The organism is Variovorax sp. J31P179 (genome assembly GCF_030316985.1).
In the GTDB taxonomy this organism is placed as follows: Bacteria; Pseudomonadota; Gammaproteobacteria; order Burkholderiales; family Burkholderiaceae_C; genus Variovorax; species Variovorax ginsengisoli_B.
Genome location: NZ_JASZYL010000009.1, coordinates 240,771 through 260,410, shown reverse-complemented (window position 1 = coordinate 260,410; position 19,640 = coordinate 240,771). Strand labels below are relative to the sequence as shown.

Genomic DNA, 19,640 nt, shown 5'->3' with positions numbered 1-19,640 from the left:
TGCTCAGTCCTCCGCGGTGAAGCCGGTGGAGCGCACGATCGGGCCCCATTTCTCGTAGTCGGCCTTGACCATCTGCGCGAACTCCTGGGGCGACTGGTGGATCGGCTGCAGGCCGTAGGTGGCGAGTGCGGCCACGAAATCGGGCACCTGCAGCGCCTCGCCGACCAGGGTGTTCAGGCGCAGCACCACGTCGGCCGGCGTCCTGGCCGGCAGGAACCAGCCGAGCCACTCCTGCACCGCGATGTTCTTGTAGCCCTGCTCGATCAAGGTCGGCACCTCCGGCAGGAAGGGCGAACGCTGTGCGCTGGTGATGGCCAGCGAGCGCAGCTTGCCCGAGCGCACGTGCGGCATCACCTCGCCGACCACGTTGAAGCTCACCGGCACCTGGCCGCCGAGCAGGTCGTTCAGCAGCGGCGCGCCGCCGCGATAAGCGACGCTGGTCATCTCGATGCCGGCCGCCTTCTGCAGCAGCATGCCGGCGAAGTGCAGGGCCGAGCCCGCGGCCGGGATGCCGTAGGTCGCCAGCTTGGGATTGGCGCGGGCCCAGGCGACGTAGTCGGCCACCGTCTTGATCTCGGCCGGCAGGCCCGGCCCGGCGGTGAACGAAAAGGCGTAGGTCACGGTCGAGCAGACCGGCGCGAAGTCGGTCAGGGGGTCGTAGTTGAGCTTCTTGTAGGTGTGCGGATAGAGCGTCATGGGCGAGCTCGGGATCTGCAGGATGGTCAGGCCGTCGGGCGCGGCCCGTTTCACGTATTCGACCGCGATGCGGCCGCCGGCGCCGGTGCGGGCCTCGACCATCAGGCTGGTCGCGTAGCGCCCGCGCAGCCGCTCGGCCACCGGCCGCGCCACGTTGTCGCCCATGCCGCCGGCCGGAAAGCCCGAGACGATGACGGCGTTGCCGTTGAGTTGGGCCCATGCCGGGCGCCCGAGGCCCAGGCTGGCCAGGCCGGACAGGGCCGCGCTGCGTTGCAGCAGCTCACGTCGATTCCACATGCTTGTCTCCGGTGTTTCTTGATGAACGGGGTCCAGCTTAGGGAGACGGCGGACTTTCCACCATGGACGAACAGGAGGGGTTCTTGTAGATTTCCGGCCTCCAAGGGGACACAACCATGCGGCCCAGCAACCTCCTCGTCGTCCCGTTCCGCGAAGTGCGCCACTTCATGCCGGAGGACAGCCTGCACGTCGAGGCGATCGGTGTCCGCGCCCAGCAGCACCATTGGAGAATTCCGGCCCACCGGCACGAGGAACTGCACCAGTTCCAGCTCCTGACCGCCGGGGCGCTGGTCGGCACCTTCGACGGCGAGCGTCATGCGCTGCGGGCGCCCGTGGCGCTGATGGTGGCGCCCGGGGTGGTGCACGGTTTCGACTACGAGCCCGACAGCGTCGGCACGCAGGTGACGGTGCCGAGCAGCGCACTGGCGTCCCTGTGCGCGCACTCGCCGGTGGTGGCGCAGCGGCTGGCGCAGACGCTGGTGCTCGATGCCACGCACCTGGGTGACAACGCGGCGGCCTGCGCCCGGCATTTCTCCGCGCTGGCCGAGGAGTTCCAGTCCCAGCGCATCGGCCGCGCCGAGGCGCTGCAGTCCCAGGTCGTGCTGCTGGCCCTGTGGTTCCTGCGCCAGGAGATCGCGGCCACCGGCATCGGCCGGCGCCAGGCCCTGCGCGACACTCTGGTGCAGCGCTACCGGGCCCTGCTGGAGCGGCACTTCCACGAGCACCGGCCGCTGGCCTTCTATGCGCAGGCCCTGGATGTCACGGCCGACCACCTGAGCCGCGTCTGCAGGGCGGTGGCCAGCACCAGCGCGCTGGCGCTGCTGCACGAGCGCGTGGTGCTGGAAGCCAAGCGCATCCTGGCCCATACGCCCATGACGGTCTCGGAGGCCGCCTTGCAGCTCGGCTTCGAGGATGCCGCCTATTTCAGCCGCTTCTTCAAGGCCGAGGTCGGCTGTGCGCCGTCGGAGTTCCGCCTGCGCATCGCTTCGGGTGCGCAGGCGGTGCCTGCGCCCGGGCGGACGCTCTCTCAGAGCCGCTGAATCATTTCATGCCAGGACACGCCGCCGTGGTTCGAGGCGGATGGCTTGACGTAGTCGTAGCCCATGCGTCTGTAGAGTTCGATGTGGCGTTGCTTGCACATCAGGTGGACCTCGCGCTTGCCTGCAGCCCGCATCCTCCGCAGGAACTCGGCCATCAGAAGCTTCGAGAAGCCCCGTCCCTGCCGGGTCGGCGCCACGGCCACCGACATGATGACGACCTTGGGTGCAGCAGGATCGTGCCCCACGAGTTCCTTGAACGCCGAGTCGGACATCGCGACCTCGTCGGCGCATCCGCTGTTGATGAAGCCGACGATCTCGTCGTCGACCTCCAACACCAGGAACCCCTGCGGATACACGTCGATGCGCTTGGCGATCTTTGCCAGCGTGGCGGCTTCGTCGCCTTCGTAGGCGGTGCTTTCGATCTCGAAGCAGCGCGCGGCGTCGCCGGGGACTGCAGCGCGAAGGGTGGTCTGGGTCATTGCGAAGAGATGCGGGTGCGGGTGATGGGCGAGGGCGACAGTATCGGTTCGCCTGCGGCCCCGGTCCACCGAAGGCCTCGACGCATCCCCCGAATGGCGGATGTTCAAGCGCCGCACCTGCATGCAGACTCCGGCACGTCGCAATGTCAGAGGAGACGAGATGGGAAGCAACAGCCGCGAAACGCGCGCCATGCGAATCGTGCGGATCCCGTCGAACAAGGTCGAAGGCCCGATTTCCGACTACCACGTGCTCACCTACGCCGACTCCGGCTTCGGCCCCTTGCCGCACTACACCCGGCGTCGCGTTCCGCGCGATCAGGTGGAAGCCATCGTCAGCCGCATCAACCAGCGCGACGAGGCCGCGACCTTCTTCCCGCTGCCGCTGAGCGCGGTGCCCCGTAAGGTGATCTGGGACAAGCGCCACTGGGCGGAGCTGCGCGCCCATCTTGCGGATTTCTTCCACGTCAATGCGCGCACCTTCGGCGCGCGCCGCATCCTCGTCGACCTGCAGTCCCCGCATGGCACCGCGCACCTGATGGAGCCGCTGCGCGGCGCGGTGGAGGATGTCCCGCCGGTCTGCGTGGACGAGATCGTCGTCGTCACGGCCGCTGAAGGCGACGACGATCAGCCGGCCCTTTCACGGCGCCAGCGCGACGCCAGCGTCATCGCAGCCATCGTCAAGGACCACGAGGCGGCCGAGGCCGAGCGTCGCAATCGGCGGTCACGGCCGTAGGCAGGGCGCAGGCCGGCCGCCTGTCGACCTGACATCAGCCGGCGACTCTTGCTCTTCCGTGCGAGGCATCTAAAATACAGAAATCTGTATCGGCGGTCAGAGAAAGCCATGAAGACCACGCTCAACCTCAACGACAACCTGCTTGCTGAAGCCAAGGCCTTGGCGGCGCAACAGCGCACCACTCTGACGCGCCTTATCGAAGAAGGTCTGCAACTGCGATTGCGCGGGCGGCCGCCGCAGCTGAAGTCCGCGCGCCTGCCGGTCTATCGGGGCAAGGGTGGACTGGCACCGGGACTCGACGGGCTCAGCAACAAGGCGATGCTGGACGCCGCCGACAGTGACGCCTGACGTCAACGTCCTCGTTGCTGCGTCGCGCAGCGACCATCCGCACCATGCGGTCGCCCGCAACTGGCTGGAACAAGCCCTCGCGGACGCGACCCACGCAAGGCCACTTCAGCTGCAGCCCATGGTGGTGGCGAGCTTCCTGCGGCTGGTGACGAATCCGAAGATATTCCTGAACCCCACGCCAACGCCGGAAGCCCTGCGCTTCGTCGATGCGTTGCTGGCGGCGCCGGGCGTGGAGCGACCGGCGCTAGGGGCCGAGTGGCCGGCGTTCCGCCAGTTGTGTGCCGACAATGCGCTCGCCGCGAACGATGTACCCGATGCGTGGCTGGCTGCCGCAGTCATCCATCAAGGCGAGCATCTGGTCAGTTTCGACAGCGACTTCAGGCGGCTTCTGTCCAGGGCGCAGTTCACCCGCCTGCAAGCCTGACATCACCCGGCGACGCCAGCCTGCGCTTCCCGCGCCTGGTTCAGGTCCGGCGAGTCCAGCAGCAGCTGCGCCGTGTGGTCCAGGTGGCGCGCGATCAGAGCCTGGGCGGTCGGGATGTCGCGGCCGAGCACCGCGTCGACGATCGCCTGGTGCTCGGCCTTGACGTCGCGCTCGGTGGCGGCCAGCGGGGCCGTCAGGAAGCGGTAGCGCTCGCTCTGCTGATAGAGCATCTGGTGCATCTTCAGCAGCCATTCGTTGGGGCAGCCGGACACCAGCGCGTGATGGAACTCGCCGTGGTTCGCAGCCCATTCGCGATTGAGATGGCGCGGCTGCCCGGCTTCGCGCTCGGCGATGCGCGTCAGCCGGTGCAGGGCCGAGACGATGCGCCCCTCCCAGGCCAGGTCGCCGTGCCGGATGGCTTCGGCGAGGCAGAGTTGCTCGACCTGGATGCGGGCCTCGACCAGGTTGCGCAGGTCGAGCGCCGAGACCGGACTGACGCGGTATCCGCGGGCCGGCTCCGACACCACCAGCGCCTCGGCCTCGAGCATCGCCAGGCCTTCGCGCACCGCGCCGGCACTGACCGAGAGCTCTTCCGCCAAGGCAGCGATGTTGAGCTTCGAGCTCGGCAGCAGCCGCCCCTCGACGATCGCCGTGCGCAGCCGCTCGAACACCAGCCGTGTCTGGCTCATTCCCCGGGGGCGCTCGCTCGTCGCTGTCATGTGTGGTCCGAAAGGAATGAACTTCCTTGTTAACCCTAGGTATAGATAAAGCGTCTGTCGATATAGTTTGTCTTGAAGAATATATTATTTCGAGCTTCGCGAGAAGTACCGGAGACAGACCATGGCCATCGAGCTTCGTACCCGGAAGGACCCGTATCGGGCCGCCGTTCATGGCGTGCATTCGCTGGACGGCATCGTCTTCACGGTCCCCGACCTCGACGATGCAGTGCGCTTCTACGAGGCCTTCGGGCTGGAGACGAAGCGCGTCGGCGATCGGCTCGACCTGCACACGCTCGGCCATCCGCATGCCTGGGCGTCCGTCCATGCGGCGCCGGGGCCGAAGAAGCTCCAGTACCTGCGCTTCGGCTGCTTCGCCGAAGACTTCGATGCGATTGCCGCGCGCATCGAGACGCTGGGCGTCGAGCGCTGCGCACCGCATCCCCTGGGCAGCGGCGAAGGCCTGTGGGTCAAGCATCCGGACGGCTTCCCGGTGCAGGTCGTGGTGGCCGCCAAGAGCACGCCGGACCTGCGCAGCGAGAAGCAGCCGGAGCCGCCCGTGCCGCTGGGCACCGGCGCTTCGCTGGCGCGCTCGCGCATTCCGAAGGTCCGGCCGCGCCGCCTGTCGCACGTGCTGCTGCACTGTCCCGACGTCTCGCGCGCCATCCATTTCTACGAGGATGCGCTCGGCCTGCGCCTGACCGACCGCTCGGCCGACCTGGTGGTGTTCATGCACGGCGTGCACGGCAGCGACCACCACCTGATCGCCATGGCGAAGTCCGATGGGCCCGGCCTGCATCACCTGAGCTGGGACGTGGCCAGCATCGACGAGGTCGGGCGCGGCATGGAGCAGATGTACGCGGCCGGCTTCACGCGCGGCTGGGGCGTCGGGCGCCATGTGCTGGGCTCGAACTACTTCTACTACGCGCGGGACCCGTGGGGCAGCTACAGCGAGTTTTCGTTCGACATCGACTACGTGCCGGGCGATTTCGAGTGGCGCTCCGGCGACCACCCGCCCGAGGATTCCTTCTACGCCTGGGGCCCCGCGGTGCCCGAGGACTTCATCACCAACTTTGAAATCCGGAACGGTTGACCGCACCATGCGTCTCATCGCTTTTCAGAACAAGGGCCAGTCCGCCATCGGCCTGCGCCTGGGCCAGGAGGTCGTCGACCTCACGGCCGAAGGCCTGCCCGCCACCCTCGACGCGCTGCTGCGCGCCGGGCCCGAAGGCCTGGCCGCGGCGCAGCGCGCCGGCGCCTCGGCGCGGACGCGGCTTCCGCTGGCGGACATCGCCTGGCTGCCGCCGCTGCAGTCCCCCGCCAAGGCGATCGCGGTCGGCCTCAACTATGTCGACCATGCGGCCGAGGGCAACTTCGAGCCGCCCAAGTACCCGGTGCTGTTCCATCGCTTCCCCTCGTCGTGGGTCGGCCACGGCCAGCCGCTGGTGCGCCCGCACGTGTCGACCCAGTTCGACTACGAAGGCGAGCTGGTGGTCGTGATCGGCAAGGGCGGCCGCTACATCGACAAGGCGAAGGCGCTCGAGCACGTGGCCGGCTATTCGCTCTTCAACGACGGCTCGATCCGCGACTACCAGTTCAAGTCGGCCCAGTGGATGATGGGCAAGAACTTCGACCGCTCCGGCGCCTTCGGCCCGGAACTGGTCACGGCCGACGAACTGCCCCCGGGCGCCACCGGCCTGAGGCTCCAGACCCGCCTCAACGGCCAGGTGCTCCAGGAGGCCGATACGCGCGACATGATCTTCGACGTCGCCACGCTGGTGTCGGTGTGCTCGGAGCCCTTCGCGCTGCAGCCGGGCGACATCATCATCGCCGGCACGCCCGCGGGTGTCGGCTTCGCGCGCAAGCCGCCCATCTTCATGAAGGCCGGCGATGTCTGCGAGGTCGAGATCGAAGGGGTCGGCCTGCTGTCGAACCCGGTCGTCGACGGCGACTGACAAGCACCCGCCGACCGCTTCCCCGAACAACTACAGGAGACAGAGCATGAACATGGACCGTCGTTCCTTCGTGGCAGCGGCCGGCGCCCTCGGCGCCAGCGCACTGTGGAGTTCGCAGGCCGGCGCCCAGCCCAGCGGGGCGCCGATCAAGGTCGGCGGCACGCTGGCGCTGACCGGCCCGCTGTCGTCCACCGGGCTGGTGCACAAGCTCACCGGCGAGATCTATGTCGACTCGCTCAACAAGCGCGGCGGCCTGCTCGGCCGGCCGGTGGAGTGGGTGCTGAAGGACGACCAGTCCAAGCCCGACCTGGCCCGCACGCTGTACGAGCAGCTCGTGACGGCCGACAAGGTCGACCTGCTGATCGGGCCCTACGCCACCGGCAACATCCTGTCGGCGATGGGCGTGGCGCAGCGCTACAACAAGACCCTGGTGCACCACACCTTCGGCATCCCGAACCTGGCCAAGTACGACCAGCAGTTCCCGGCCTGGTCGATCGGCCCCGAACCCGAGAAGACCCTGCCGGCGCTGGTGCTGACCGCGCTGGCCTCGTCGTCGGCGCCGCCCAAGACCATCGCGGTCGTGACCAGCAAGTTCCCGTCGGTGCACTTCGTGGCGCTCGGCGCGCGCGAAGTGGCCAAGCAGCGCGGCATCAAGGAGGTGCTGTTCCTCGAGTGGGACTTCGGCAATCGCGACTTCGGCCCGATCGCCGGCCGCGTGAAGGAAGCCAACCCGGACTTCATCTGGACTGGCGCCATCGGCCTCGAGGGCAACCAGCTGCTCGACGCGATGAAGAAGATCGACTATGCGCCGCTGCACCACTTCTATCACGTGCCCGCGCCGGCGCCGATGCTGAAGGCGCCCGAGGCCAACGGGGCGTTGTCGATGACCATCTTCGAGGACCATCCGCCCTTCACCAACAACCCGGTGGCGGCCGAGTTCGTGAAGGTCTACCGCGAGCGCGCAGCCGGCGCCGGAATGCCCGACACCGCGGTCGAGACCCAGGCCGCGGCCTCGTTCACGGCCTGGCAGATCATCGAGGCCGCGGTGATCGCCACCAAGGGCCTGGACGACAAGGCCATGGCCGCCTGGCTGCGCGCCAACCAGGTCGACACCATCCAGGGCAAGCTGCGCTTCAACGAGCGCGGCAACTTCGGCGCCGACCTGAGCCGGGTCAAGCAGGTGCAGAACGGCAAGTGGGTCACGGTCTGGCCGGCCGAATGGGCGGCCCCCGGCGCCAAGCTTCAGACCCGCGGCGCCTGAGCCGATGGCATTGCCGAGCGCCACCCTTCTCGCCCAGGCCATCCTCGCGGGCCTCTTCACCGGAGCGCTCTACGGCCTGCTGGGCCTGGGCCTGAGCCTCTCGTGGGGCATGCTGCGGCAGATCAACCTGGCGCATTTCGCGCTCGCCTTCCTCGGCGCCTATCTGACCTACGAGCTGTCGAGCCGGCGCGGTGTCGACCCGCTGCTCTCGCTGGTCTTCATCGTGCCGCTGTTCTTCGCGCTCGGCACGGCCTTGCACTGGGTGCTGACGCGCTTTCGCGTCAGCCCGTTCAACTCGCTGCTGGTGACCTTCGGCGTCACCGTGATCATCGAGGCGCTGCTGCAATGGATCTGGACCGCAGACTACCGCAAGCTGGAGTCGAGCTATGCGGAGCACAAGCTGCGGCTCGGGCCGCTGTTCCTGCCGCTGCCGGAGCTGATCACGCTGGGGCTGGGCGTCGGCATCTCGATCGCCGTGTGGGTGGCGCTGCGCCGCACCGACCTCGGCAAGGCGATGCGCGCCGCCGCCGAGGACGCCCCGATCGCCGCCGCCTTCGGCGTCAACCAGAACGCACTGGCGCTGATGCTGTCCGGCCTGAACGCCGCGCTGGCCGGCGTGGCGGGCGTATGCATCGCGCTGGCCTACACGCTGTCGCCGTCGCAGATCTACGCCTGGATCGGCGTGGTCTTCGCCGCCGTGATGCTCGGCGGGCTGGGCCGGCCGCTCGGGCCGCTGATCGCCGGCTGCGTCATCGGCGTCACCGAAGCCGTGACGATGGCGGTCACCGCGCCCTCGTGGGCGCCGCTGGTGTCTTTCTCGCTGCTGATGCTGGTGCTGCTGGCGCGGCCGGGGAGGGTGGCCTGATGAAGCGCTCGCTGCTCGTGATCCTGGCGGCCGGCGCGGGCCTGGCCACGGTGCCGTGGCTCGGGCTGCCGGCCTTCTACGAGTCGATCCTCTACCTGGTGCTGCACTGGATCGCGCTCGCCACCTCGTGGAACCTGTTGTCGGGCTACTCTGGCTATTTCTCGTTCGGCCACGGCGCCTTCTTCGGCATCGGCATGTACACCACGGCGACCTTGGCGACCCGCTTCGACATCCCGTTCCTGTGGACCTTGCCGGCCGCCGGCCTGGTGGCCGCGCTGTTCGGCACCCTGCTGGGCGCGGTGGCCTTCCGGGTCCAGGCGGTGCGGGCCGAGCTGTTCTCGCTGCTGACCCTGGCCGCCACCTTCGTGGTCGCGACGCTCATCCTCAACACGCCGATCGACGGCGGCCCGGGCGTCTACATGAGCGCGGTGCCGGTGCCCGCGATCGGTCCCACCGCCTCGGGCACCTTCTATCTGCTGGCGCTGGCCGTCGCGCTGGCGACGGTGGTGGCCGCGCTGGTGGTCTACCACTCGCGCTTCGGCACCGGCCTGTTCGCGATCCACGACGACGAGGACGTCGCCGAGGTGATGGGCGTGCCGACCTTCCGCTACAAGCTCGGCGCCTTCGCGCTGTCCTGCGGCCTGGCGGGCGTGGTCGGCGGCGTGCAGGCGCTTTTCATATCCTATGTGACCACCGGCGACACCTTCACGATCGCGCTGCCGCTCACGGTGGTGCTGATGGCGGTGCTCGGCGGCACGCGGCACTGGGCCGGCCCGATCGTCGGCGCCACCGCGATCACGCTGCTTCTCTATGCCTTCACGGGCGGCGACACCGCGATCATCGGCAAGGGCCTGACCGGGCTGGTGCTGATCGTGGTGATCCTCTTCATGCCCGAAGGGCTGCTCGGCCAGGCCCTGAAGTGGTGGCACGCGCGGCGCGGCGCCGGGGCGATCGCAGCGCCCGCGCCTGCACGTGCGCCGGCCCTGGCGACGGGCGGGCCGGCCGTGTCGCCACGGCCGGAGGCCGGCGCCGGCGAGGTGCTGCTGCGCGCCCGGGGCGTGCGCAAGTCCTTCAAGGGCGTGCAGGCGCTGCGCGGCGTCGATCTCGAACTGCGGCGCGGCGAGATCCTCGGGCTGCTCGGCCCCAACGGCTCGGGCAAGTCGACCTTCATCAATGTCGCGAGCGGCCACTATGCGGTGACGGCGGGGGTGATCGAGTTCGACGGCCGGCGCATCTCGGGCATTCCGGCCCACCGCATCGCGCACGGCGGCATGGCGCGCACCTACCAGATCCCGAGGCCTTTCGCCCATCTCACGGTGCTCGAGAACGTCGCGCTGCCGGCGATGTTCGGTGCCGCCTCGCTCGACCGCCGCAGTGCCGAGGCCGAGGCCTGGCAGTGGCTGGCCTTTACCGGCCTCACCGAGCGCGCCGGGGCACTGCCCGGAGAGCTCAACCTGCACCAGCGCAAGTTCCTCGAGTTCGCGCGCGCGCTGGCCTCGCGGCCCCAGGTGCTGATGCTCGACGAGGTGCTGTCGGGCCTGACGCCGTCGGAGATCGACGAGGCCGTGGCGCTGATCCGGCGCATCCGCGACCAGGGCGCGACCATCGTCTTCGTCGAACACGTGATGCGGGCCGTGATGGCTCTGTGCGACCGGGTCGTGATCTTCCATCGCGGCGAGGTGCTGGCCGAGGGCGAGCCGCGCGAGGTCATGCAGCGGCCGGCGGTGGTCTCGGCCTACCTGGGGCAGGCCATGGCGCCGGCGTGCGCCGAGGCCGCCTTCGAAGCGCCGATGCCCGTCGGCGTCGCGGAGCTGAGCCATGCTTGAGGTGCAGGAGATCCGCGTCGCCTACGGCCAGGCGACCGCGCTGTGGGACGTGTCGCTCTCGATCGGCAAGGGCGAGCTGCTCTGCGTCGTCGGGCCCAACAGCGCCGGCAAGAGCACGTTGATCAATGCGATCGCCGGGCTCCATCGCGTGAGCGCCGGGCGCCTCGTGTTCGACGGCCAGGACATCTCGCGTCTGGCACCGCATCGCTTCTGCGGCCAGGGCATCGCGCTGGTGCCCGAGGGCCGGCGCCTCTTCACCGAGATGACGGTGCGCGAGAACCTCGAGATCGGCAGCTACCTGGGCGCTGCGCGCCGCGAGCGGGCACTCTCGCTGGAACGCGTGTGCGCGCTGTTCCCGGCGCTGGTCGAGAAGCTGGCGCAACCGGCCGGCTCGCTGTCGGGCGGGCAGCAGCAGATGGTGGCGATCGGCCGCGCGATGATGGCGAAGCCGCGCCTGCTGCTGCTCGACGAACCCTCGCTGGGCCTTGCGCCGAGCATCGTGCTCGACATGTTCGAGGCCATCCGGCGCATCCATGCCGACGGCATCGCGGTGCTGCTGGTGGAGCAGAACGTCAGCATGGCACTGGAGGTCGCGCAGCGCGCCGCGGTGCTGGAGGAGGGCCGCATCGTCGCGATCGGGCGGCCCGATCAACTGATGGCGAGGCCCGAGCTGCGCCGGGCCTACCTGGGGCTCGAGCCTGATACTGCGCCGGCGGCCGCCTCATTTCAGCCGGTAGCTCAGCCTGCGGCCCCCTGAGACGGTCGAGTCGAGACCGATCCACTCGCCGTCCGCCGCATACCAGAGGTCGATCGGCTGCGCGGTCCCGGTGATGCGCCATCGCGAAGCCGCGACAGGCACGCCGCGCACCTCGACGGTGTCGCTGCCTTGCGGCTTGACCTGCACGGTCTCGGCGCGGCCGGTCTGGGCGTTGAACAGGCGGGTCTGCGTGAGGATCGCCGGATTCCAGTAGGCGAAGCTCATCACGCAGCCGACCAGCGACTGTGCGGTGTCGCCCGGCACCGGGGCCGGGCCTTCGGCCTCGGCGCGCACGCGGGTGGTCTTGCCGTTTTCTTCGGTGGTGGAGGCAAGGCCGGTCAGGCAGTTGCCGCGCCACTGCTCGATCGCCTGGTGACGGTAGCGGTAGACCGCGAGCCCGAGCATCTTGACGACGAAGCTGGCGTCGCTGCTGATCTGCCTGTCGTCCCCCGATGCCGTGCTCATGAAGCGGTGCTCGCCGATCGGCTGGCCGTCGAGCGTGACCTGGAAGTCCCATTGGCGACGGGTGTCCGACCACGCTGGCGGCGCGTTCGTGGCCAGCAGGCCGAACAGCAGCGCCGAGGCGAAGGAGATGGAGCGCTCAGCCATGCGCCGGCTCCGGAACCGTGACGCCGTCGAACCGGATCGACAGCCAGACCAGGGTCGGCAAGGCGACGGCCCAGCCGAGGGCCAGCGCGAACAGGGCCGGCGGGGCATCGACGAACTGCGCTGCGCCAAGCCGCACGCCGGAGGCAAAGGCCAGGGGGCCGGCGAACGCGCCCAGCAGTGCGGCCAGCCAGAGCCGATGCCGGAGCCAGCGCAGCGTGACGTTCAAGGCGATCGCGAGCAGGCCCCAGAGGGCGACGATCCAGTAAGGCGCCAGGCGCGGATCGAACTGTCCCGACGGATAGGTCACCTGGCCTGCGGCGGTGTGCAGCGACTCGGTGGCGAAGCCGATCAGCATCGCGAGCCCCACCAGGCAGGCTTCGCGTTTCGGCCGGGCCGACACCGCCAGGTGCCAGCCGATGCCGGCGAGAACGCAGACCGTGCCCCAAAGCGGCGTGTGGCGCGCGGCGCCCAGCACCGCGGCAAACCAGGCCAGCTGGGACACGGCGATGTTCGCGAATCGGATGGCGGGTGTTGGACGCGGCTTCATGGGGCTTTCCTTGGCGGCCGCAGACAAGGGTGCTGGGGAGCATTGCCGCCTCGTCTTTACGCATGGGACCCGCGATTGGATCTCCTTCGCAGGCCGGCGTAGGCGAAGAGTGCGCTGGATCGGCCCAATGTCCTACCCCGCGAGCGGGCGGGCGGGCGTCTATTGGGCGATGACTTCGAAGTTGTCCCCCGTGTTGCGTGTCCTTCAGGAGATCTCGCATCTCCACGTGTTGCGCGACGTCGAGCTCGTCTTTGCGCCGGCGGGCCAGGTGATGGAAACCGGCGGCCCGTTCGAATCGCGCATCGAGGCCTGCAAGCGAGAACTCCGCCGCCTGACCGTCGGGGCCACCGCCGAAGACCTGGCCTGCCTCCGCCGGGAGCGGGCGCTGTTCCTGCGCCTGCTCCTTGCCAGCGCTGGCGTGCGGCTGGCCGCTTGGAAATGTGCGTCCGAATGGCAGCCGCTGCGGCGCTCGCAGCTGCAGGAATCACTCTCGCATGACGCCGAGCAGCGTGAACTGGGCGTGCTCGTGAAGGCGATGGACGGGCCGGAGTTCGCGGACTATGTGTGCCAGGCCGCAAGGCGGGCCTGCGTCGGCTGAAGTCGATCAGGCGGCGAGCGCGCCCAGCCCGCTGGCCGGCCAGGGCCGAACGCCCTCCCAGTGTCCGCTGTCCGCCTGCTGGACCAGCGTGGCCAGCAGCAGGTTCTTGGTCGCCAGCAACTGCGGAGATTGAGGCGCGTCGACGGCGGTGGCCACCGTGATCGGACGGGTCAGCGTCGGGTTGACCAGCCGCCCCACCGGCAGTTCCTGAGGTCGCGAGCCCCCCAGCATGGACAGCGGCAGGATCGTGGCGCCCAGCCCGGCGCGCATCAGATGCACCATGGTGTAGGGCGAGGACACCTCCGTGACCACCTGCGGTACCACGCCGCGGTTGGCACAGGCGCGGTCGAACAAGGTGCGCAGGCTGTTGGGCCGGGCCGGCATGATCAGCCGCGCACCGTCCATCCGTTCGAGGTCGACGTCGCCGGAAGCGCCCGGCAGGCCCACCACGAACAGGTCTTCCTGCAGCACCTGCACCAGCTGCATGCCGGCCGCCGAGTAGTCGCCGAGCAGCACCGCGACGTCGATGCGCCCGCGCAGGAGCATGGCGCCGATGTCGGCCCCCGGCGGCTCCAGCAGTTCGAGGGTGATGGCCGGGTAGCGCTCACGGATCTGGTTCAGGAGCGGCACGGCGATCATGGTCGCGGCACTGGCGGCAGTGCCGATCACTACGCGGCCGGACGGCATCGCGGCCTGCTCCTGGCCGATGCCGCGCAGGCCCTCGAGCATCTTGAGCGTTTCGCGGGCGCGGCGGCCGAACTCCAGGCCGATCGCGGTCGGCACCACGCCGCGCGAACTGCGGGCCAGCAACTGGCAGCCCGCCAGGTCTTCCAGCTGCCGCATCTGCACGCTGAGCGCAGGCTGCGCGACGTGCAGGATCTCGGCTGCACGCGCGATGCTGCCGACCTCGATGACAGAGAGGAAATTCTTCAGGCGGCGCGCATCCATGGGAGCGCTATCGTAATTCGCGATAGCCCTAGCTTGAACCCGTATTTCCCCCTGGCCGGCTCGCTCACTAGCATGCAGTGCGATGAAAGACACGGATGCGGAGACGAGCCCGGGCTGGCAGCCCCTGAAAGGCATGCGGGTACTCGAACTCGCGCAGATCATGGCGGGTCCGGTGGCGGGCCTGATGCTTGCGGACCTGGGCGCCGACGTGATCAAGGTGGAGAAGTTCCCTGGCGGCGACGACGCGCGCAGCTTCAACAGCAAGGGCGCGGCCGACATGCCGGCCTCGTTCGAGGTCCTGAACCGCGGCAAGCGCTCGATCGCGATCAACCTGAAGACGCCCCAGGGGCGCGAATCGCTGCGACGCATGGTCGCGCAGGCCGACGTGCTCACGGAGAACTTCCGCCCCGGCACCATGGAATCGCTGGGGCTGGGCGTCGCCGAACTGCACGCCATCAATCCCCGGCTGATCTACTGCAGCATCACCGGCTACGGCAGCCGGGGACCGCTGGCCGAGCGAGGCGGCTTCGACCTGATCCTGCAGGCCTTCTGCGGCCTCATCAGCGTGACCGGCGAGCCCGGGCGCCCCGGCGTGAAGCCCGGTGTGTCCATCGCCGACGTCAATGCCGGCATCCTGGGCGCGATGGGCGTGCTGGGCGCCTACGTGCACGTGCTGCGCACCGGGATCGGCCAGCACGTGGAAACCTCGCTGCTGCAAGCCTCCATGCAGCAGCTGTACTGGTATGCCGCCCTGTTCTTCTCGGGCGAGCCGCTGCCGCAGCGACTGGGCACGGCCCATCCGGTGGCGGCGCCCTACCAGACCTTCGGCTGCGCCGACGGCGAGATCGCGATCGGCGGCGCCAACGACACCAACTGGGCTCGCATCACCGACGTGGTGGGCCACCCGGAGTGGTGCGACGACCCGCGCTTCAGCACCGCGCGCGCCCGCCTCCAGAACCGCGAGGCGCTTACCGAGTGCCTGAACGCGGCGCTGGCCGGCCACAGCCGGGCGCACTGGGAAGCGCTGCTCAGCGCCGCCGGGGTGCCCGTCGGCCCGGTCCAGACGGTCGGCGAAGCGCTGTCCCACCCGCAGGCGCGCGCCATGGACATGGTGGTGGACGCGCAGACAGCCGACGGCGGACAACGACCGATGATCGGCCTTCCGCTTCACTTCAGCGGCCGCAACGCGCCGGCCACGACTGCCGCGCCGCGGCTCGGTGAGCACTCCGGTCGCGTGCTGGAGGAGTTCGGCTTCTCTGCCGCGGAGATCCGGGCACTGTTGGAACAACGATGCATATTGCAATCCGGCGCGGCCGGCCCATGACACCAGGCAAGACGATGACCCAGCCCGAAGAAAAAACCCTTCCCTTGCTGCACGATGCGGTTGTCCCCATCGAGATGATGCTGGCGACGGTCGCCAAGACCCTCTGTTCGGCGGTGTTCGTGTCCGGGCGCACGCCGGAGGAGGCCATCGGCCACAGCTGCCTGTGGTCGCTGAAGGCGCAGCTGCTGCCCGAAGTGCTGCAGAAGCACGCCCGCTGGCAGGTCGATCGCGAGCGCACCCGGGTCGATGTGTCCATCGAACTCGACCCCGCCACGGTGGACGACCTGATCGCGGGGCACCGCGCGGCGCATCCGGGCTTCGAGGCCGACTGGGCGGCCGAAGGCAGGCGCCTCGCCGCCCTGCGCAGCGTCACGCGCTCGGCCGTCTTCACGGGCGGACAGGGCAGCATCATCCTGCCGCGCGACGGCGAACTGCGGCTTCACTTCGAGCCGCGCGAGGTCCGGCGCGGGCCGGCCTCGAGTGCCGGCTGGCCGGGCGGCGAGGCCGCTGCCACCGACCCGGCCGTGCAAGCCACCCGCAGCGCGATCGCGAAGACGCTCGACGCTGCCTTCGCCGACCCCGATGCGTACCATGCCGCGGTGCTCGTCGTGCATCGCGGCCAGATCGTCGGTGAGCGCTACCGCGCCGGCGTCGGCCCGGACAGTCCGCTTGAAAGCTGGTCGATGGGCAAGAGCACCATGGGCACCCTGATCGGCATGCTGATCGGACAGGGCCACCTGCAGCTCGACGCGCGGGCGCCGATCGCCGCCTGGGACACAGCGGGCGACCCCCGCCGGGAGATCACGCTGCGCCACCTGCTGAACATGGCCAGCGGCCTGCGCTGCACGGGGCAGGACGACACGCGCGACACCTGGCGCTACGGCTTGCCGGAACATTTCCTGCCCTACGCCGAGTCGCTCGATGTCGCCGAATGGGCCACCGAGCGGCCACCGGAGTTCGCGCCCGCCACCGTCGGCCGCTACCGCAACTGCGATCCGCTCAGCCTGGCGAAGATCTTCCGCGACACGGTGCTGCGGCTCGGGGCCGATCCGCTCAGCTGGCCGCAGACCGAACTGTTCGACCGCATCGGCATGCAGGGCTTCGTGCTGGAGACCGACCGCTGGGGCCACTTCATCATCAGCGGCTTCGACTACGGCACGGCCCGCGACTGGGCGCGGCTGGGGCTGCTGTACCTGCGCGATGGCGTGTGGGACGGCCAGCGCGTGCTGCCCGAAGGCTGGGTCGGGTTCGCGACCGCGCCGGCCCCCGGCTGGCAGAACCGCGAGTACGGCGCGCAGATCTGGCTGAACAGCATGAAGGAGATCGCGCTGCCCGCCGACACCTACTATTTCGCCGGCGGCGGCGGCCAGTACGTGTTCGTCGTGCCGTCGCTGGACCTCGTGATCGTCCGCATGGGCCACACGCGCGGCTGGGAGCAGGCCAAAGACAAGGTCAACGAGATGCTGCAGGGGGTGACCGCGGCACTCGCGCACGATGACCGGAGCGCGTCTTGACGAACGCGTATTTCCCGCCGAGCGGCGACTGGGATGCCGTACAGCCCGGGGCGGCCGGCATGTCGGCCGCGGCGCTCGACGCGGCGGTCGACTTCGCGCAGGCGCACGACTCCACCTGGCCCTACAGCCTGTTCCTGGAGGACGGCCGCTACATCGGCACCGCCTACGTCGGCGACAAGCCGCCGCACGACCAGCCGATCGGTATCGTGCGCCCACGTGGAGGCCCGGCCGGGGTGGTGGTCCGCGGCGGCCGCATCGTGGCCAGATGGGGCGATATCGCGCGCGCCGATACCACGTACTCGGCGGCCAAGAGCTACATCGGCCTGATGGCGGGCATCGCCTGCGACGACGGGCTGATCCGCTCGCTCGACGATCGCGTGGCCGACTACGCGCTGGACGACGGCTTCGCGAGCGCGCACAACCGGGCGGTCAGCTGGCGCCACCTGCTGCAGCAGACCAGCGAATGGCAGGGCAGCGTCTGGGGCAAGCCCGACAGCGTGGACCACAACCGCCAGGCGGGCTCGCACGCCGCCGACAACAGCGACAAGGGCACGCTGCGCGAACTGGAGCCGCCCGGCACGCGCTGGGAATACAACGACGTGCGTGTGAACCGGCTTGCACTGTGCCTGACGCAGCTGTTTCGCCGCTCGCTGCACGACGTGCTGCGCGAACGGGTGATGGACCCGATCGGCGCCTCGTCCGGCTGGGAATGGCGAGGCTACGACAATGCGCGGCTGTGCCTCGACGGCCGCTCGGTGGAAACGGTCTCCGGCGGCGGCCACTGGGGCGGCGGCCTGTTCATCTCGGCCCTGGACCATGCGCGCGTCGGCCTGCTGCTGCAGCGCGGCGGCCAATGGGAAGGGCGCCAGCTGATCTCGCGCCGCTATCTGGACGAACTCGCGCGGCCTTCGGCGGCCAACCCGCAGTACGGCTTCATGTGGTGGCTCAACACCGGCGGCCAGCTCTTTCCGTCGGCGCCCGCCGACGGCGTCTTCGCCCTGGGCGGCGGCCAGCACATCGTATGGAGCGCCCCCTCGCTCGACCTCGTCGTCGTGATGCGCTGGGTCGACAAACCCCATTGCGACGCGCTGCTGGGGCGCATCGCCGCGGCCTGCGGCTGAGCGCGCCGGACCCCGCAACACGCAAAACGAACGGAGACCCACGATGACCCGCAGAAGAGACTTCCATCGAATGGCGCTGGCAGGCGCGGCCGCGGCGCTGGGCGGCCCGGTGCTCGCCCAGCCCAAGCCGCGCAGCGGCGGCACGCTCACCTACGCGGCGGGGTCCGCCACCCAGACGCTCGACCCGCAGTTCATCACCGACGTGACCACCTTCCGTGCCGTCGGCACGATGTACGAGGCGCTGTTGAGACAGGACGAGAACGGCAAGGTCGGCCCCGGCCTGGCGCTGTCATGGACGGTGTCGCCGGACAAGCGCAGCTGGACCTTCAAACTCCGGCCCGGCGTGAGCTTCCACGACGGCTCGCCCTGCAATGCCCAGGCCGTGAAGTTCACCTACGACCGCATCCTGAATCCCGCCACCGGCTCGCCGCGCCGCAGCACGCTGGCCATGGTCGAGTCCACCGAAGTGGTCGACGACCTCACATTCCGGCTCACCACCAAGGAGCCGTTCGCGCCGCTGCTGGCGCAGCTGAGCGCCTACAACGTCTACATCCTGAGCCCCACCCACGTGCAGAAGGAGGGCGCGAACTTCAGCAAGACCGCCTCCGGCACCGGCCCCTTCAAGCTGCGGAGCTGGCAGCCCGGCGAGAAGCTGGTGGTGGTGCGCAACGACAAGTACTGGGGCGAGAAGCCCTTGCTCGATTCGGTGGTGTTCACCGTGGTGCCCGAAGACTCGGCGCGCACGCTGATGCTGCTGAGCGGCCAGGCCGACGCCATCTCCGAGCTGCCCTATGTGATGGTCAAGAAGCTGTCCTCGCTGGAAGCGGTGCGCGTGATCCGCAAGCCCGGCTACCGGACGATCTATCTCGGCATGAACCTGGCGGTCGCGCCGTTCAACGACCTGCGCGTGCGGCAGGCGGTTGGCCATGCCATCAACAAGCAGGCGCTGGTGCAGGGCGTGCTGAGCGGCATCGGCACGCTGGGCGGGTCGCTGGAGTCGTCGGTGATCGACGGCACCGCCAAGGAGCTGCAGCCGTATCCGTACGACCCTGCCAAGGCGAAGAAGCTGCTGGCCGACGCCGGCTTCGCGAATGGCTTCAGCACCGACTTCATGGTCACCACGGGCCGCTACAACATGGACCGGCAGGTGGGCGAGGCGATCCAGGGCCAGTTGGCCGCGGTCGGCATCAAGGCCAACATCCAGTCGCCTGAGTTCGGTGCCTACCTGGCGGCGCTGAACAAGGGCAAGGTGCCGATGTTCATGAGCGGCAAGGGCAGCCCGACGGGCGACATGGACTTCACCCAGGAGCTGCTGATGCACAGCACGGGAAAGATGAACTACTTCGGCTTCAAGAATCCGGAAGTGGACAAGCTGATCCAGCAGCAGCGCGTCGCGATCGAGCCGAAGGAGCGCCAGCGCGTGCTCGCCGAGCTGCAGAAGAAGGTGTATGACGAGGAGCCGATCATCGCCCTCTACTACGAGGACCAGGTGTGGGCGACGCGCTCCAACGTCCAGGACGTCAAGGTGTACGTCAACGAGTTCGTCGACTTCAGCAAGGCCTGGAAGGCGTGAGGGCGGGCT

The 19,640-nt window shown here is 69.3% G+C and carries 21 protein-coding genes; 15 read left to right on the top strand and 6 right to left on the bottom strand.

Annotation, left to right across the window (positions count from 1 at the left end; all coding sequences use genetic code 11):
• Positions 1 to 3: 3 nt before the first annotated feature.
• A complete protein-coding gene (locus tag QTI17_RS23770; RefSeq protein ID WP_286536081.1) occupies positions 4 to 993 on the bottom strand; it encodes a Bug family tripartite tricarboxylate transporter substrate binding protein in 990 nt (329 codons plus the stop codon).
• A gap of 116 nt (positions 994 to 1,109) precedes the next feature.
• Here QTI17_RS23770 and QTI17_RS23765 point away from each other — a divergent pair, with 116 nt between their 5' ends.
• Positions 1,110 to 2,033 (top strand): helix-turn-helix domain-containing protein, encoded by a 924-nt coding sequence (locus QTI17_RS23765; RefSeq protein WP_286536080.1) that lies wholly within the window; start codon positions 1,110 to 1,112, stop codon positions 2,031 to 2,033.
• Here QTI17_RS23765 and QTI17_RS23760 read toward each other — a convergent pair.
• Entirely contained in the window at positions 2,021 to 2,512 is a 492-nt protein-coding gene (locus QTI17_RS23760; protein ID WP_286536078.1) for a GNAT family N-acetyltransferase, read from the bottom strand. The two genes, QTI17_RS23765 and QTI17_RS23760, sit on opposite strands and share 13 nt — an antisense overlap.
• Before the next feature lie 100 nt (positions 2,513 to 2,612).
• Here QTI17_RS23760 and QTI17_RS23755 point away from each other — a divergent pair, with 100 nt between their 5' ends.
• The 3 genes from QTI17_RS23755 (at position 2,613) to QTI17_RS23745 (ending at position 4,017) form a co-directional block, all read left to right on the top strand.
• A complete protein-coding gene (locus QTI17_RS23755; RefSeq protein ID WP_286536077.1) occupies positions 2,613 to 3,245 on the top strand; it encodes a hypothetical protein in 633 nt (210 codons plus the stop codon).
• A 108-nt stretch (positions 3,246 to 3,353) separates the two neighbouring features.
• Positions 3,354 to 3,593 (top strand): DUF6364 family protein, encoded by a 240-nt coding sequence (locus QTI17_RS23750; RefSeq protein ID WP_286536076.1) that lies wholly within the window; start codon positions 3,354 to 3,356, stop codon positions 3,591 to 3,593.
• Positions 3,583 to 4,017: a TA system VapC family ribonuclease toxin gene (locus tag QTI17_RS23745; protein WP_286536075.1), complete on the top strand. Its 435-nt coding sequence runs from the start codon at positions 3,583 to 3,585 to the stop codon at positions 4,015 to 4,017. Before QTI17_RS23750 ends, QTI17_RS23745 begins: the two co-directional genes overlap by 11 nt.
• 2 nt (positions 4,018 to 4,019) lie before the next feature.
• On the opposite strand, the gene QTI17_RS23740 is transcribed toward QTI17_RS23745, so the two are convergent.
• The gene (locus QTI17_RS23740; RefSeq protein ID WP_286536072.1) at positions 4,020 to 4,736 is read right to left on the bottom strand and encodes a GntR family transcriptional regulator; all 717 of its coding nucleotides are present in this window, start codon (positions 4,734 to 4,736) and stop codon (positions 4,020 to 4,022) included.
• A 121-nt stretch (positions 4,737 to 4,857) separates the two neighbouring features.
• Here QTI17_RS23740 and QTI17_RS23735 point away from each other — a divergent pair, with 121 nt between their 5' ends.
• From QTI17_RS23735 to QTI17_RS23710, 6 genes are read left to right on the top strand one after another with little or no spacing between them, the layout of a single operon-like run.
• Positions 4,858 to 5,826, top strand: coding sequence for a VOC family protein (locus tag QTI17_RS23735; RefSeq protein ID WP_286536071.1), 969 nt, complete (start codon positions 4,858 to 4,860; stop codon positions 5,824 to 5,826).
• A gap of 7 nt (positions 5,827 to 5,833) precedes the next feature.
• On the top strand, positions 5,834 to 6,688 hold the full coding sequence (locus tag QTI17_RS23730; RefSeq protein WP_286536069.1) for a fumarylacetoacetate hydrolase family protein: 855 nt from the start codon (positions 5,834 to 5,836) through the stop codon (positions 6,686 to 6,688).
• 46 nt (positions 6,689 to 6,734) lie between these two features.
• On the top strand, positions 6,735 to 7,949 hold the full coding sequence (locus QTI17_RS23725; protein WP_286519453.1) for an amino acid ABC transporter substrate-binding protein: 1,215 nt from the start codon (positions 6,735 to 6,737) through the stop codon (positions 7,947 to 7,949).
• A 4-nt stretch (positions 7,950 to 7,953) separates the two neighbouring features.
• The gene (locus tag QTI17_RS23720; RefSeq protein WP_286536068.1) at positions 7,954 to 8,814 is read left to right on the top strand and encodes a branched-chain amino acid ABC transporter permease; all 861 of its coding nucleotides are present in this window, start codon (positions 7,954 to 7,956) and stop codon (positions 8,812 to 8,814) included.
• Positions 8,814 to 10,640: a branched-chain amino acid ABC transporter ATP-binding protein/permease gene (locus QTI17_RS23715; RefSeq protein WP_286536067.1), complete on the top strand. Its 1,827-nt coding sequence runs from the start codon at positions 8,814 to 8,816 to the stop codon at positions 10,638 to 10,640. The genes QTI17_RS23720 and QTI17_RS23715 overlap by 1 nt, the downstream gene beginning before the upstream one ends.
• Positions 10,633 to 11,397, top strand: a complete 765-nt coding sequence (locus QTI17_RS23710) for an ABC transporter ATP-binding protein (protein ID WP_286536066.1) — start codon at positions 10,633 to 10,635, stop codon at positions 11,395 to 11,397. The genes QTI17_RS23715 and QTI17_RS23710 overlap by 8 nt, the downstream gene beginning before the upstream one ends.
• On the opposite strand, the gene QTI17_RS23705 is transcribed toward QTI17_RS23710, so the two are convergent.
• Both QTI17_RS23705 and QTI17_RS23700 read right to left on the bottom strand, forming a co-directional pair.
• A complete protein-coding gene (locus QTI17_RS23705) occupies positions 11,362 to 12,006 on the bottom strand; it encodes a DUF6134 family protein (protein ID WP_286536065.1) in 645 nt (214 codons plus the stop codon). The two genes, QTI17_RS23710 and QTI17_RS23705, sit on opposite strands and share 36 nt — an antisense overlap.
• Entirely contained in the window at positions 11,999 to 12,553 is a 555-nt protein-coding gene (locus QTI17_RS23700; protein WP_286536064.1) for a DUF2878 domain-containing protein, read from the bottom strand. Before QTI17_RS23700 ends, QTI17_RS23705 begins: the two co-directional genes overlap by 8 nt.
• Positions 12,554 to 12,680: 127 nt before the next feature.
• Between QTI17_RS23700 and QTI17_RS23695 the strand changes: the two genes are divergently transcribed.
• Entirely contained in the window at positions 12,681 to 13,151 is a 471-nt protein-coding gene (locus tag QTI17_RS23695; RefSeq protein ID WP_286536063.1) for a hypothetical protein, read from the top strand.
• A 6-nt stretch (positions 13,152 to 13,157) separates the two neighbouring features.
• Here the strand turns inward: QTI17_RS23695 and QTI17_RS23690 are convergent, their stop codons facing one another.
• Positions 13,158 to 14,099 carry a LysR substrate-binding domain-containing protein gene (locus QTI17_RS23690; RefSeq protein WP_286536062.1) on the bottom strand — a complete coding sequence of 314 codons (942 nt, stop codon included), beginning with the start codon at positions 14,097 to 14,099 and terminating at the stop codon, positions 13,158 to 13,160.
• An 82-nt stretch (positions 14,100 to 14,181) separates the two neighbouring features.
• Here QTI17_RS23690 and QTI17_RS23685 point away from each other — a divergent pair, with 82 nt between their 5' ends.
• Genes QTI17_RS23685 through QTI17_RS23670 form a run of 4 tightly spaced genes read left to right on the top strand, consistent with a single transcriptional unit; the run spans position 14,182 to position 19,631 of the window.
• On the top strand, positions 14,182 to 15,423 hold the full coding sequence (locus tag QTI17_RS23685) for a CaiB/BaiF CoA transferase family protein (RefSeq protein ID WP_286536061.1): 1,242 nt from the start codon (positions 14,182 to 14,184) through the stop codon (positions 15,421 to 15,423).
• Between the two features lie 14 nt (positions 15,424 to 15,437).
• Complete coding sequence (locus QTI17_RS23680; protein WP_286536060.1) at positions 15,438 to 16,937, top strand: serine hydrolase domain-containing protein; 1,500 nt, start codon at positions 15,438 to 15,440, stop codon at positions 16,935 to 16,937.
• The gene (locus tag QTI17_RS23675; protein ID WP_286536058.1) at positions 16,934 to 18,058 is read left to right on the top strand and encodes a serine hydrolase domain-containing protein; all 1,125 of its coding nucleotides are present in this window, start codon (positions 16,934 to 16,936) and stop codon (positions 18,056 to 18,058) included. The genes QTI17_RS23680 and QTI17_RS23675 overlap by 4 nt, the downstream gene beginning before the upstream one ends.
• 43 nt (positions 18,059 to 18,101) lie before the next feature.
• Positions 18,102 to 19,631 (top strand): ABC transporter substrate-binding protein, encoded by a 1,530-nt coding sequence (locus QTI17_RS23670; RefSeq protein WP_286536057.1) that lies wholly within the window; start codon positions 18,102 to 18,104, stop codon positions 19,629 to 19,631.
• The last annotated feature ends 9 nt before the right edge of the window (positions 19,632 to 19,640 follow it).

Coding starts and splice junctions, on each gene's coding strand:
- QTI17_RS23770 (WP_286536081.1), bottom strand. CDS start 993: ATGTGGAATCGACGTGAGCTGCTGCAACGCAGCGCGGCCCTGTCCGGC.
- QTI17_RS23765 (WP_286536080.1), top strand. CDS start 1,110: ATGCGGCCCAGCAACCTCCTCGTCGTCCCGTTCCGCGAAGTGCGCCAC.
- QTI17_RS23760 (WP_286536078.1), bottom strand. CDS start 2,512: ATGACCCAGACCACCCTTCGCGCTGCAGTCCCCGGCGACGCCGCGCGC.
- QTI17_RS23755 (WP_286536077.1), top strand. CDS start 2,613: ATGTTCAAGCGCCGCACCTGCATGCAGACTCCGGCACGTCGCAATGTC.
- QTI17_RS23750 (WP_286536076.1), top strand. CDS start 3,354: ATGAAGACCACGCTCAACCTCAACGACAACCTGCTTGCTGAAGCCAAG.
- QTI17_RS23740 (WP_286536072.1), bottom strand. CDS start 4,736: ATGACAGCGACGAGCGAGCGCCCCCGGGGAATGAGCCAGACACGGCTG.
- QTI17_RS23735 (WP_286536071.1), top strand. CDS start 4,858: ATGGCCATCGAGCTTCGTACCCGGAAGGACCCGTATCGGGCCGCCGTT.
- QTI17_RS23730 (WP_286536069.1), top strand. CDS start 5,834: ATGCGTCTCATCGCTTTTCAGAACAAGGGCCAGTCCGCCATCGGCCTG.
- QTI17_RS23725 (WP_286519453.1), top strand. CDS start 6,735: ATGAACATGGACCGTCGTTCCTTCGTGGCAGCGGCCGGCGCCCTCGGC.
- QTI17_RS23720 (WP_286536068.1), top strand. CDS start 7,954: ATGGCATTGCCGAGCGCCACCCTTCTCGCCCAGGCCATCCTCGCGGGC.
- QTI17_RS23715 (WP_286536067.1), top strand. CDS start 8,814: ATGAAGCGCTCGCTGCTCGTGATCCTGGCGGCCGGCGCGGGCCTGGCC.
- QTI17_RS23710 (WP_286536066.1), top strand. CDS start 10,633: ATGCTTGAGGTGCAGGAGATCCGCGTCGCCTACGGCCAGGCGACCGCG.
- QTI17_RS23705 (WP_286536065.1), bottom strand. CDS start 12,006: ATGGCTGAGCGCTCCATCTCCTTCGCCTCGGCGCTGCTGTTCGGCCTG.
- QTI17_RS23700 (WP_286536064.1), bottom strand. CDS start 12,553: ATGAAGCCGCGTCCAACACCCGCCATCCGATTCGCGAACATCGCCGTG.
- QTI17_RS23695 (WP_286536063.1), top strand. CDS start 12,681: ATGTCCTACCCCGCGAGCGGGCGGGCGGGCGTCTATTGGGCGATGACT.
- QTI17_RS23690 (WP_286536062.1), bottom strand. CDS start 14,099: ATGGATGCGCGCCGCCTGAAGAATTTCCTCTCTGTCATCGAGGTCGGC.
- QTI17_RS23685 (WP_286536061.1), top strand. CDS start 14,182: ATGAAAGACACGGATGCGGAGACGAGCCCGGGCTGGCAGCCCCTGAAA.
- QTI17_RS23680 (WP_286536060.1), top strand. CDS start 15,438: ATGACCCAGCCCGAAGAAAAAACCCTTCCCTTGCTGCACGATGCGGTT.
- QTI17_RS23670 (WP_286536057.1), top strand. CDS start 18,102: ATGACCCGCAGAAGAGACTTCCATCGAATGGCGCTGGCAGGCGCGGCC.